The sequence below is a fragment of the Aphanothece hegewaldii CCALA 016 genome (genome assembly GCF_003007785.1).
Classification (GTDB): Bacteria; Cyanobacteriota; Cyanobacteriia; order Cyanobacteriales; family Microcystaceae; genus Chroococcus; species Chroococcus hegewaldii.
The window spans coordinates 17,919-30,141 of record NZ_PXOH01000019.1; the positions used below are offsets into that span (position 1 = coordinate 17,919).

A 12,223-nucleotide genomic window follows, 5' to 3' on the forward strand; every position below is an offset into this window, starting at 1 on the left:
TCACAGTCCCTATCTTCTATTGTCGATTCGATTTTGTCAATCTGCAACGCTATAAACAAGTTTTGCGTCAAACATACGATAAATTAACTAATTAAATAGCTTTCATCTGATAAATGATGTCTACTCCTAAAATTGCTGCGATCATCTGCACCTATAACCGAGATTATTTTCTCAAGTTTGCCCTCGATAGTCTGTTAACTCAAGACTGTGATGATTATGAGATAATTGTTGTCGATAATGGCTCAAGCGATCGCACATCAGAAGTTGTCGAACAACGGTTAGACGATCGTCGTTTAAAATACGTTTATGAACCAGTCGTCGGTTTATCGGTAGCCCGCAATACTGGGGCTAAAGAAAGCGTTGCCCCCATCCTAGCCTATCTCGATGATGATGCGGTGGCGAGTCCCCAATGGTTACGCCTTTTACTACAAGCTTATACCCAAAATGAACAAATAGCGATCGCAGGAGGCAAAGTAACCCTAATTTGGCCTAATAACCAAACCCCGCCACAATGGATGTCAGAGAGCCTTGCAGGTGGTTTAGGGGCGTTTGATTTAGGGGATAAGGTGGCCTTCATTGACCAGCCGAATCTCACCCCTAGAGGCGTAAATTACTCACTCAGACGTACTTTTTTAGAACAGGTGGGGGGGTTTGATCCTAATCTCGGACGGATTGGCAAACGTTTACTTTCCAATGAAGAATTATATATGACGGAATTAGCTTTAAATAAAGGTTGGCAGGTGGTATATTTGCCAGATGCTTTGGTTGAACATCATGTGTCAAGCGATCGCATTAACCCAAACTGGTTTTTACAACGGAGTTGGTGGCAAGGAGTAAGTGAACATTATCGGGAAGAAATCGCCGGTAGAACTGGTTTAGGACAGATTTCGCGGGGAAGTGAACGCATGGTTAGAGGTTTATATAAAGCCGTGAAATATATAAATAATCCTTCGTTACGTTTTGATAATTTAGTCTATGCTTATGGACAAATTGGCTATTTGAGTGAAGCCATTAAAGGAATGTTCACCCTTTGAAAAAACAGAATTCAAAATATAGAATAAAATGACTAAAAAAGCTTTAATTTGCGGAATTTCAGGACAAGACGGCGCATATCTAGCTCAATTGCTCCTCAACAAAGGATACACGATTTGTGGCACTTCACGAGATGCTCAAGTTTCCTCATTTCGGAATTTAGTTCGTTTGGGTATAAAAGATCAAGTTAAGTTAGAATCAGTTTCTCTCAACGATTTTCGCAGTGTGTTACAGGTTTTACTAAAAATTAAACCCGATGAAGTTTATAATTTAGCGGGACAAAGTTCGGTAGGTTTGTCGTTTGATCAACCCGTCGAAACCCTCGAAAGTATTGCTACAGGAACTTTAAATCTTTTAGAAGCCATTCGTTTTACGGGTGAACCTATTCGCTTTTATAATGCTGGTTCGAGTGAATGTTTTGGCGATATTGGAGATTGTGCGGCGGATGAATCTACGCCTTTTCGCCCCAGAAGTCCCTATGCTGTAGCTAAGTCGGCAGCTTTTTGGGAGGTGGCTAATTATCGTGAAGCTTATGGGATTTTTGCTTGTTCAGGTATTTTATTTAACCATGATTCGCCTTTACGTCCTGAACGTTTTGTGACACAAAAAATTATTGCTGCAGCAAGTCGTATCGCAAAAGGTAGTGATCAAAAGCTTTATTTAGGTAATATCTCTATTCAACGCGACTGGGGTTGGGCTCCTGAATATGTCGAAGCAATGCACTTGATGTTACAACATGATCAGCCCGATGATTATGTGATCGCTACTGGGGAAAGTCGCACTTTAGAGGATTTTGTCAAAGAGGCTTTTGTTACAGTGGGTTTAAATTGGCAAGATCATGTATCGACGGATGCGAGTTTATTACGTCCAACGGATCTGGCTATTAGTCGCGGAAATCCGACAAAGGCTAAAGTAAAATTAGGTTGGCAAGCTCAATCTAAAATGACTGATATTGTTCGGATGATGGTTGAAAGTAAGATGCAGGGCGATCTATGAAGATTTTGATGATTAGTTCGACTTTTCCTTATCCACCGACTAAAGGGGGAACTCATGGCAGAACTTTTAATCTTTTGAAAATGATATCACAAGAGGTTCCCATCACTTTGGTGACACAGCGATCGCCTGATATTAGTGATGAAGATGTAGAAAAGTTAAGTCAGTTTGTTGATCAATTAGTCCTTTTTCCTCGTCCTGTTGATGTTAATCCGAATATTTTGGGTAAAATTAAAAATATCGGTCAGTTTTTACTCTCAGGAACACCGCCTAATGTGCGTTTTCTCCAATTTAATGGGGCAATGCAAGACTGGATCGATGAAGCTGTTAAAACTAATCAGTTTCAGGTGATCACCGCAGAACATAGCGCGAATGAGGTTTTTATACGTCCACAGTGGCAAGATCAGCTTAGAACGGTGATTGATATTCATAGTTCGGTGTATCGGACGTGTAAGAATCAGTTAGAAACGAAAACATCATCTAATGAGTTACGCGATCGCTTATTTCTCCCTTTACTCCGTCGTTATGAAAGGCAAACTATCTGTAAATTCTCTCAAATTGTTGTCACTACTGATGAAGATGAACGACAAATGAAAGAATTTGCACCCGATGGCGAGGTTTCTTTAATTCCCAATGGTGTAGATTTAAGTATTTTTCCTTACCGAAAGTCTGATCCAGGTGGACATCGGTTAGTGTTTGTCGGCGGATTAGATTATTTTGTTAATATCGATGGGGCGGTTTTTTTGGGTCAAGAAATTTTACCGTTAGTACAAGAAAAATATCCTGATACGACTTTAACTTTAGTGGGTTCTAAACCTTCTCCTGAAGTTCTTGCTTTAGCGAAACGCCCTGGTATTACGGTAACGGGGAGAGTTCCTTCTATTGCAGAATATCTTCATCAAGCTACTGTTGCTGTTATTCCCCTAAGAACGGGTTTTGGCATGAAGTTTAAAACCTTAGAGTCAATGGCTGCTGGTGTACCTGTCGTCGGAAGCGATCGCGCTTTGGAAGGTTTGTCCGTTGATAGTTCTAATGTACCGCTTAGAGCTTTACGTGCTAATCAGGTATCAGAATATGTCTCAGCTATTAGTCGTTTGTTTGAAGATGCACCCCTTAGAGAAAGATTATCTCACAATGGACGCGTTTTGATTGAACAAGAATATACTTGGGAATATTTAGGGAAACAATATACACAATTGATTACAGGAACTCCATCATAATTATGTAAGGATTTAGTTTCTTAATCCAGATTTTAATAGGGTTTGGTGACCCGTTCCCCTACAATTATATTTATTGATCCAGTTTGGTTTTGACTGATGATGCGGGTGTTTGTTCTAATTCTTGTTGGAATTGTGAGAATTTTTGTTTTAAATATCCTAGAACATAATGAGGCTGTTGGCTGATTTGCTCGCTAATATTTTCGGGTTTAGATGAGCTTTCGATCGCAATCGACAGATATAGTGGAATTGTTATTGATGCTGCCCAAAATATACGTTTTAGCATTACAGTCCTCCTACACCTCTAGCATCCTCAGCAAGAAAATTGTTATTTATTACAATAAATGGATGTTAGATTTATTGTAAAAGTTTCTGTGACAGTCTTTAAATTGGTTACATATTTTGTAATCTAGAAAACCTTTTCTTCTTTTTCATAATTGTTTACTTTTCTTTGCAATACCGTAATTTATATTAATAAATGATCTTTGTCTATCTTGCTTACAATGAAAAGAGTCCGAAACGTACAAGGATTATCTCTTCACTTTGAACTCATTTTTAGCAATCTAATCATGAATAGTCCTACCGCTACTTTATTAATTTCTTGTCCCGATCAAAAAGGTTTAGTGGCTAAGATCGCTAATTTTATTTATGCCAATGGCGGTAATATTATTCATGCCGATCAACATACGGATTTTTCGGCAGGTCTATTCCTCATGCGAATTGAATGGCAGTTAGATGGCTTTAATTTACCCAGAGATGTTATCTCACCCGCTTTTGCTGCGATCGCTAAACCTCTACAAGCCGTCTGGCAGCTTCATTTCTCTGATACAATACCCAGAATCGCTATTTGGGTTACTAAACAAGATCATTGTTTACTGGATTTATTGTGGCGTGCAAAATCTAGGGAATTTGCCGCAGAAGTTCCCCTTGTTATCTCTAATCATAACACACTAAAATCCATTGCGGAACAATTCGAGATTAATTTTTTTCATCTTCCGATTAGTAGCGAAAATAAAATCCAACAGGAAGCGAGACAGTTAGAAATATTAAGAGAATATAAAATAGATTTGGTGGTTTTGGCGAAATATATGCAGGTATTGACAAGAGAGTTTATTAATTATTTTCCCAATGTGATAAATATTCATCATTCTTTTTTACCGGCATTTGCGGGGGCGAATCCATATCAGAGGGCATATGATAGAGGTGTAAAAATTATAGGTGCTACAGCACATTATATTACGGCCGATTTAGATGAAGGACCGATTATAGAACAAGATGTCGTCAGAGTAAGTCATCGGGATACTGTAACAGATTTAATTCGCAAAGGAAAAGACTTAGAAAGAGTGGTTTTAGCGCGTGCAGTTCGGTTACATTTACAGAATCGGATATTAGTGTATGGAAATAGAACAGTAGTTTTTGCTTAGATATTGGGCATACTCAAGATAACCGTTTGAGATAGTGTGACGTGGGAAAGTATAACGTAGAGACGTATCATGATGAGTCTTTAGCTTATCTAAACATCTTAGAAGAATATCGGAGCGATCGACATAATCTAATTCAGGATTTTTATTTACCTTGCTTAGAAAAATCAGTCTTGTATTGTCGTGCAGTGGGATACTTTTCTAGTAGTTCTATTGTAGCGGTAGCGAGGGGATTAACGGGATTAATTCGCATGGGGGGTAAGATGCGTTTAGTCGCGTCTCCTTATTTAACTCCAGAAGATGTACAAGCGATAATGACAGGGTTACAGGAAAAAGAAAAAGTTATTAGTAAAGCAGTTTTACGGGAATTAACACAAGAGTTTAATAGTGTTGCTAGAGATAGATTAGCTTGTTTAGCGTGGTTGATGAGTCAGGGAGTTTTAGAGATTAAACTGGCAATTGCGATCGATATTAGTAAAAATGGAATTTATCACGAGAAATTGGGTTTATTTTCCGATATAAACGGTAATACCATCGCTTTTACAGGTTCAGCGAATGAAAGTTATACCGCTTTGCAAGATAATTTTGAATGTATCGATGTATTTTGTTCTTGGAAGAGAGAAGAAAAAGAACGTACACTAAGGAAAATACAACATTTTAATTCATTGTGGGAGAATCAGACACAGAATATTCAGATTATAGACTTTCCCACTGCTGCAGCTAAATCATTACTAAAATTTCGTCCCCCTTCACCCACATATAGAGTAAAAGAAGATAAAAATATTTATCGTGTACATTCACAACCTTATCTAAATATAACCTTACGTCCCTTACAAGAGAATGCCCTAAAAGCATGGGAAGAACAGAATTATCGTGGTATTCTAGCAATGGCTACAGGTACAGGTAAAACCCTGACTGCGATAGTAGGGATGATGCGTCTTTCTCATCTCGATTTTATCCTAATTGGCGCACCAACACGGGAGATTATCTTACAGTGGATGGGAGAATTAGAAGAGAAAACCAGTTTATATGCTTCTGTGGTAGCGATGGGAGAGTCGCAACAATGGAGAGAAATATTATTTAGAAAATTACGTTTGTTCCATCATTATAATTTACCGCGTGAACGATTACCGATCGTTGTTTTGGGAACTTATAGCGAGTTGTCTAAAACTAGGATTGCAGATTTAATAGAAGATGCAGGAGGATTACCCGAAGAATCTTTAATTATTGCAGATGAAGTTCATTCTACCGGTTCTGGAATATATCGACGCATCCTTAGAGAAGATTTTCCTTATCGTTTGGGTTTATCTGCAACACCCTTACGTCCCTATGATGAAGAAGGTACAGAAACCGTTTTAGATTATTTTGGGGGAATTGTCTATGAGTTTAGCTTAGAAGATGCAATTAAAGTAGGTATCTTGTGTCAGTATGATTATGCGGTGTATGTTACAAGTCTAACGGAGGAAGAACATACTAAATTTCAACAGATTAGCGCGAAATTAGGACGTTTACTGCAAAAAAAAGGCGAAGATAATCAGATTAATCTCAAAAAATTAGCCATTCAACGCGCACGTCTGATTAAGTCTGCAACTGCAAAATTAGACATACTTTCTCGGATTGTACAAGATTATCCCCTAAAACAAGCAATGATTTATTGTGCAGATATCCATCAAGCAACCCAAGTGAGTCAGAGATTAACCCAACAAGGATATAGAGTAGCACGATATTCATCTATTGATGTTAACCGTCCACAGATTCTTAGACAACTTGCACAAGGAAACTTAGATGCTTTAGTTGCGGTGAAGTGTTTAGATGAAGGGGTAGATATTCCGTCTGTGAGTCAAGGAATTATTTTAGCGAGTGATACATCCCAAAGACAGTTTATTCAACGACGCGGTAGAATTCTTCGTGCTGCACCAGATAAAAAAATTGCTACCCTAATTGATGTTATCGTTGTTCCTCCCCATGAACAAGGTCAACTGATTCGTTCTGAAATTGAAAGAGTCATTTATTTTGCACGTGGGGCAAAGAATCAATCCGAAGTTATTGTTAGATTAGTAGAAGAATTGGGGCATTATGGGATTAGCTATTCTGATTTACTATAAGGGAGGTATAAACAAATGAATATTACTTTAACATCTGAACTAGAACAGTTGATTACAACTCAGCTAAAAACTGGTAAATATCAAACAGCAGAAGAAGTTATCGTAAAAGCTTTACAACTTTTAGAAACGAGTCAGCGTCGTCAGGAGTTAAGTCAGAAAGTAAAAAATTTATTTGATAAAACACAAGCAATACCAGAAGTACAGCAAATTACTGATGAGGAAATAACCAAAGAAATTGAAGCTTATCGCGGAGGAGTATGACTACTATACAAGCAAAAAAACTTACGTTAGAAGATGTACATCGTTTACTAAATCTGGTAGAAAAGTATGAAGAGGTTTCTTTTAGTAAGTTTTTCTCACTCTTACCCGTAAGCGAATCAGAAAAAACAGAACTGCTACAAATTCGTAATGATTTTCGTTCATATTTAAGAGAAAGAAAAGCATTTCTAGGACAAATCAAAGCAATAACCTTATTTCCTCTATTGCGTCTTGCTGGGTTTTATCATTATCCGATGCAAATACAAGTCGAGGAAGGAATAGAAAATATTGTAATCGAAGATGAGGAGACAATTATTACAGGACGATTAGATATTGTTCTGGTGAATAAAGAAAAACCCACGATCAATAATATCCCCTTTTGGATTTTAGTCATAGAAGCGAAAGAAAGTGCAATAGAAGTTCGTCAAGGTTTACCACAGTTACTCACTTATGCTTATAGTAGTCTAGCTCAACAGTCGGTTGTGTGGGGATTAGTCACCAATGGATTACAGTATCTTTTTGTTAGAGTATGTTTGGGGAATCCATCTAAGTATCAATTAATGCCTATCTTAGATTTAATGTACACGACTTCGGCGATCGAATTATTACAAGTTCTTAAAGCGGTATCTCAACAATAAGTATTTATATGGATGAAAAAATTAAAGAACTCGCAGCTAAATATAACATTCCTGAAGAACTGTTTAAAGAGGCTATGAGATTAGAAAAAGAAAAGGTAAACTTAGAAAATCGTCGATTAGTACCGAAGTTAATCGAATTGATAGAACGATACACAGACTCCTCTCAATAAATCCTATGTCATTGCATCTCAGGCAAATTCGTCTAAATAACTGGAAATGTTATCAAAAACAGCAAATACGGTTCAATACTCAGTATAATCGTCATGTTTGGATTATCTTCGGTCAAAATGGTTATGGAAAGACATCATTACTAGAAGCGATAGTCTGGTGTCTTTATGGAAGTGAAGGGATACCCACTAAAGATTTACATAGATATTTTAATAGAGTGGCAGTGAAAAAAAATCCGACTCTTGAATTATCGGTTGAACTCTCTTTCCATGAAACCACCAACGGTAAGAATTATTTTATCAGTAGGACTGCTAAACGAATCGTGCGCGGTACAACTGAGTATGCAGAGATAGCAGAAGCAACCTTTAACCAAGATGGGAATTATCAGAATAATTCCAGAGAATATATTGATAGTCTATTACCTCGTTTGTGTAAGGATTTTTTCTTCTTCGATGGGGTGAAAATAGAACAATATGCGAAACTGACACACACCAACGAAACTAAAGAAGCAATAGAAAAGATTTTAGGTATTCCTGAACTCAAAAATCTAAAATCGGATTCTGAGAAAGCATTACAGAGTATAGAAAAGAAAATAAAGGACTTATCCCAAGCAAATCAGAAATTACAGCATAATATAAAACAATTACAGGATATACAGAGTGATATCGAACTTAGAGACGGACAGTTAGAAAGTGCGAAACAAACTCTAGTCGAAAACATGAGGATACATCAAGACGCGAAAGAACGAGCCAAACAAATCGAAGATTTACGCGGTAAGCTAGAAGAGATTAGTAAATTAGAACAAAAACAAGACTTACTCAAAGAAAAGCTTAAAAGTGCCGAAAAAGATGTCGAAAACGCCATAAGGAAAGCACCGTTACCCTTTTTGCTAGAATTTGTCCAAGAAATGGTCGAAGAATTACAACGCAAAACGATTAAAACAACTCGTTCATTTGTATCAGTAAAGCAATTACAAGAATTATTGGATAGGGAAAATTGTTTGTGTGGTCGTTGTTTGGATGAAAATTCACGTAACTTCATACGAGAACAATTAGCACAAATCGAGAATATGGGAAAATTAACCCAAGAAACGTTATTACAAGATGAGCTAAAAACTAAACTATCTCTCCTTTTACAATATCATAGACCCAATTTGGATCAGATTTTAAATATACGCGATCGTATTTCTGATGACATCGACAACCTCAAACAAGAAATAACCCGACTCAAAAACGACACCCAAGGAACAAATCAGCAAGAAGCAGACGACATATGGAGAAAAGTAGGACAAACTGAACAAAAAGTCCAAGAAACCAGCGATAAAATCGAAAGATTGACCAAAGAAATCGAACAACTGAAGCAAAAAGAAAAAAACCTCAGACAAACCATCGAAACCTTAGCAGGACAAAATAAAGAAACCGCAACCCTAGCCAAACAAGTTAAACTAGCAACAGGACTCAAAGAAGCATCAACAGAACTTATTAACTGGTACATCAATCAAAGTAAAAACGATATCGAAAAACATACCACCGAACGACACCAACAAGTCACCAACAAACCCGAAGAATATATCGGGATAGAAATAAAAAATAACTATACCCTTGGTGTACAAACCGTTACAGGAGAACTCATCAACCCAGAAGACTTAAGCGCGGGAGAAAAAGAAGCACTCGCATTCGCTTTTATCACTGGATTAAATCTAGCATCAAATACAGGCGCACCGCTAATGATGGATACCCCTTTCGGACATCTCGACATAGCACATCAAACGAATATTGTCAAATCTATTTGTTCAATTCCGTCACAAGTCATTTTATTGGCCACAGACCGAGATTTCCCTGATACATTATTAGAGGAATTACAGCCATATCTCGCCGAAACCCACCATATTCGTCGGAAAAATGCCAGTGAAGATACATCTATCGTCGAATCATAATAATACTATGCAACATTTTGACCCTAATGCGATCGTTCGTCCGACACCCGAAGCAAAAGGATATCTAGATGTCCTAAAAAATAACGGGTCTTTTAGTCGGATGATTGATGCGTTTGTTTTTGCAGCATCCTACGCAATGAAACACAACTTAGAAATAGTTCCCCTTCCTTCTGGACGTTCAGAATTAGTATCATTAAGTCTGATTGATGAAGATATCCGACTCGCATTAGAAGCAAGCATCCATATTATCCGTCAGCGTCGTGGAGAGTCATTACCCTCCGATAGTCGAGAAATTCTTGATATTCTCACCCAGTACGCAGAAGCAGGACTCAAAACCCTAAAACAGCGTTGGGATGGTAAAGTCGGTATTCAGATACAAGATGATATTCGTCGTCTCGTCCAAACCTAAAATTATGAAACTTAGTACCCTTAATATTCCAGATAATTTAAAAGTCAACTCAGAACAATTTGAACAATTAGCCATTGCTAACCGAGATTTACATTTAGAACGAACTGCTACAGGACAGCTTATCATTATGCCACCCACAGGAGGAACTACAGGGAGAAAAAATATAGAAATAGAAGGTCAACTCTGGTTATGGAACCGTCAGAATAAATTAGGTATTGTATTTAACTCTTCTACAGCGTTTCATCTTCCTAATGGTGCAGACCGTTCCCCCGATGCAGCTTGGGTGTTAAAAGAGAGATGGGATAATCTGACCCCAGAACAACAAGACTCATTTCCTCCATTGTGTCCCGATTTCGTGATTGAATTACGTTCAAAAACGGATAGTATTGAGACTTTGCGGGAAAAAATGCAAGAGTATCTAGATAATGGGTTACGGTTAGGTTGGTTAATTGACCCAAAAAATAAAGTAGTTGAAATCTATCGTCAAGGTCAAGCAGTCGAGATATTACAGCATCCAGTTAGTTTATCGGGTGAAGACGTTCTTCTTGGGTTCGTTATGGAGTTAGAGGAGTTATGGAAGTAAGAGTTGTAGGGGTTTAGTTTTTAAGATAAATATAGACTTTTTTCTATTCAGCAGTCTAAGTTTGGACTGCAAAAGCCAAAAAATTGACATTTATTTGAGCAAGCCTTAATATTATTGTATGTATAAAGCAAAATTTCCTGAGAATTATGTATCTAGTAAATACATCTCAGGAAGAATCGCAATTAATTTTATTTCTGGAGTCAATTATGTTGCAAACTGCATCAGATGTCAACCCGAATGGGAACGACAATAATACACAGCGTCCTTCTGCTCGTATTATTTTATTGCCTACACAACTAGATGCACAAATGCAAGCATTTGCTGACGCTACTACATCTGGTGCAAGATCTTTTGCTTGTCATGTTTACGAGCAAGGTGGACGAACTCATCTAAGTTTTTCTTTATCCTTAACTGTGTTACTCGAATTAGCAAGATTGCAAACTGCTGAGGCCAAAAAAAACAAGTCAAATGCAGATGAATTGATCAATCGTCCTATTATTCGTCCACATGTTGAAGAAATTGCCAAATATCTGCTAGAGACAGATAACTATATCCTACCACCGTTTATTTTTAACACAAATACACCAATTAAGGTCTTTGCTTTTGGTGAGGGAGTTGTTAAATTTGGATATGCGGTAATTTCTAGTAATGTAGAGTTATATGTCACGGATGGACAACATCGTCTAGAAGCAATTAAAAAAGTATTACCAGAAAAACCAGAGCTACGGAAAGATAGTGTAACTGTTTTAGTTGTTCAAGAAGATGATGTTGATCAAATTCATCAAGATTTTGCTGACTGTGCAAAAAATAAACCTATACCTCCTGCACTACTAGCTGCATTTGATGTGAACGATGTTTTAGCAAAATTAACTCGTGACATAGCAAAAAATCTAGTTATTTTTAGTGGTCGCGTTGATAAAATTTCTAAGACAATAGGAAAAGATCCTAATTATTTGTTTACTATGAATCAGCTTAAAATCGGTGTTGCTGAATTTCTTTTTGGTTCATCTCGTAAGCAAGTGATTGAATCTCGTTCTAATTTAAGCAATGGTGAATTTAAAGCAATGGTAGAACGAGCAGAAACTTTTTATATGGAATTTGCTAAAAATAATGAGATATGGAAACTTCTCTTGCAACCTGCTTCACAAACCGCTAATCTTGACCTATATGCTTTCAGACAGCAAAGAATCGATTTTCTTACAGTCGGTTTTCAGATTATTAGTCGAGTGGGTCATCGTATTTTCTTTGGACAAGAATTTACTTATGCTCAAAAAGAGACTTTAATCAAAGCACTCGCTAGTCTAGACTATGGTCGAGATAATCCACTATGGGAAAATACCGTTGTTATTGATGATGGTAGTGGTAGCAAAAAAATCGTGACTCAAACAGCAGCAGTCGATAAAGCTGTTAAAGTTGCTATCAATGAGGTAAGAGAACTTACAGGAATTAATTTGCTCTAGTCT

The 12,223-nt window shown here is 37.3% G+C and carries 13 protein-coding genes; 12 read left to right on the forward strand and 1 reads right to left on the reverse strand.

The annotated features are described in order from the left end of the window. The first annotated feature begins 116 nt into the window (after positions 1 to 116). From C7H19_RS16045 to C7H19_RS16055, 3 genes are read left to right on the forward strand one after another with little or no spacing between them, the layout of a single operon-like run. On the forward strand, positions 117 to 1,034 hold the full coding sequence (locus C7H19_RS16045; protein ID WP_106457939.1) for a glycosyltransferase family 2 protein: 918 nt from the start codon (positions 117 to 119) through the stop codon (positions 1,032 to 1,034). A 28-nt stretch (positions 1,035 to 1,062) separates the two neighbouring features. Continuing rightward, the gene (locus C7H19_RS16050) at positions 1,063 to 2,028 is read left to right on the forward strand and encodes a GDP-mannose 4,6-dehydratase (protein ID WP_106457940.1); all 966 of its coding nucleotides are present in this window, start codon (positions 1,063 to 1,065) and stop codon (positions 2,026 to 2,028) included. Next, on the forward strand, positions 2,025 to 3,245 hold the full coding sequence (locus C7H19_RS16055; protein WP_106457941.1) for a glycosyltransferase family 4 protein: 1,221 nt from the start codon (positions 2,025 to 2,027) through the stop codon (positions 3,243 to 3,245). The genes C7H19_RS16050 and C7H19_RS16055 overlap by 4 nt, the downstream gene beginning before the upstream one ends. A 70-nt stretch (positions 3,246 to 3,315) precedes the next feature. On the opposite strand, the gene C7H19_RS16060 is transcribed toward C7H19_RS16055, so the two are convergent. Beyond that, the gene (locus tag C7H19_RS16060; RefSeq protein WP_106457942.1) at positions 3,316 to 3,528 is read right to left on the reverse strand and encodes a hypothetical protein; all 213 of its coding nucleotides are present in this window, start codon (positions 3,526 to 3,528) and stop codon (positions 3,316 to 3,318) included. Positions 3,529 to 3,811: 283 nt separating this feature from the next. Here C7H19_RS16060 and purU point away from each other — a divergent pair, with 283 nt between their 5' ends. The 9 genes from purU (at position 3,812) to C7H19_RS16100 (ending at position 12,220) form a co-directional block, all read left to right on the forward strand. Beyond that, positions 3,812 to 4,666 (forward strand): formyltetrahydrofolate deformylase, encoded by an 855-nt coding sequence (purU, locus tag C7H19_RS16065; RefSeq protein ID WP_106458014.1) that lies wholly within the window; start codon positions 3,812 to 3,814, stop codon positions 4,664 to 4,666. A 41-nt stretch (positions 4,667 to 4,707) separates the two neighbouring features. Then, positions 4,708 to 6,768, forward strand: a complete 2,061-nt coding sequence (locus C7H19_RS16070) for a DEAD/DEAH box helicase family protein (protein WP_106457943.1) — start codon at positions 4,708 to 4,710, stop codon at positions 6,766 to 6,768. 15 nt (positions 6,769 to 6,783) lie between these two features. Next, positions 6,784 to 7,029, forward strand: coding sequence for a ribbon-helix-helix domain-containing protein (locus C7H19_RS16075; RefSeq protein ID WP_106457944.1), 246 nt, complete (start codon positions 6,784 to 6,786; stop codon positions 7,027 to 7,029). After that, a complete protein-coding gene (locus C7H19_RS16080; RefSeq protein ID WP_106457945.1) occupies positions 7,026 to 7,664 on the forward strand; it encodes a restriction endonuclease subunit R in 639 nt (212 codons plus the stop codon). Before C7H19_RS16075 ends, C7H19_RS16080 begins: the two co-directional genes overlap by 4 nt. Positions 7,665 to 7,672: 8 nt before the next feature. Continuing rightward, entirely contained in the window at positions 7,673 to 7,834 is a 162-nt protein-coding gene (locus tag C7H19_RS25770; RefSeq protein ID WP_181280640.1) for a hypothetical protein, read from the forward strand. Between the two features lie 5 nt (positions 7,835 to 7,839). Next, on the forward strand, positions 7,840 to 9,768 hold the full coding sequence (locus tag C7H19_RS16085) for an AAA family ATPase (protein ID WP_106457946.1): 1,929 nt from the start codon (positions 7,840 to 7,842) through the stop codon (positions 9,766 to 9,768). A gap of 7 nt (positions 9,769 to 9,775) precedes the next feature. Next, on the forward strand, positions 9,776 to 10,177 hold the full coding sequence (locus C7H19_RS16090; protein WP_106457947.1) for a hypothetical protein: 402 nt from the start codon (positions 9,776 to 9,778) through the stop codon (positions 10,175 to 10,177). Between the two features lie 4 nt (positions 10,178 to 10,181). Further along, positions 10,182 to 10,760, forward strand: coding sequence for a Uma2 family endonuclease (locus C7H19_RS16095; RefSeq protein WP_106457948.1), 579 nt, complete (start codon positions 10,182 to 10,184; stop codon positions 10,758 to 10,760). Between the two features lie 206 nt (positions 10,761 to 10,966). Next, positions 10,967 to 12,220 (forward strand): DNA sulfur modification protein DndB, encoded by a 1,254-nt coding sequence (locus C7H19_RS16100; protein ID WP_106458015.1) that lies wholly within the window; start codon positions 10,967 to 10,969, stop codon positions 12,218 to 12,220. Positions 12,221 to 12,223: the final 3 nt, after the last annotated feature.

Coding starts and splice junctions, on each gene's coding strand:
- C7H19_RS25770 (WP_181280640.1), top strand. CDS start 7,673: ATGGATGAAAAAATTAAAGAACTCGCAGCTAAATATAACATTCCTGAA.
- C7H19_RS16050 (WP_106457940.1), top strand. CDS start 1,063: ATGACTAAAAAAGCTTTAATTTGCGGAATTTCAGGACAAGACGGCGCA.
- C7H19_RS16095 (WP_106457948.1), top strand. CDS start 10,182: ATGAAACTTAGTACCCTTAATATTCCAGATAATTTAAAAGTCAACTCA.
- C7H19_RS16080 (WP_106457945.1), top strand. CDS start 7,026: ATGACTACTATACAAGCAAAAAAACTTACGTTAGAAGATGTACATCGT.
- C7H19_RS16090 (WP_106457947.1), top strand. CDS start 9,776: ATGCAACATTTTGACCCTAATGCGATCGTTCGTCCGACACCCGAAGCA.
- C7H19_RS16085 (WP_106457946.1), top strand. CDS start 7,840: ATGTCATTGCATCTCAGGCAAATTCGTCTAAATAACTGGAAATGTTAT.
- C7H19_RS16045 (WP_106457939.1), top strand. CDS start 117: ATGTCTACTCCTAAAATTGCTGCGATCATCTGCACCTATAACCGAGAT.
- C7H19_RS16055 (WP_106457941.1), top strand. CDS start 2,025: ATGAAGATTTTGATGATTAGTTCGACTTTTCCTTATCCACCGACTAAA.
- C7H19_RS16075 (WP_106457944.1), top strand. CDS start 6,784: ATGAATATTACTTTAACATCTGAACTAGAACAGTTGATTACAACTCAG.
- purU (WP_106458014.1), top strand. CDS start 3,812: ATGAATAGTCCTACCGCTACTTTATTAATTTCTTGTCCCGATCAAAAA.
- C7H19_RS16060 (WP_106457942.1), bottom strand. CDS start 3,528: ATGCTAAAACGTATATTTTGGGCAGCATCAATAACAATTCCACTATAT.
- C7H19_RS16100 (WP_106458015.1), top strand. CDS start 10,967: ATGTTGCAAACTGCATCAGATGTCAACCCGAATGGGAACGACAATAAT.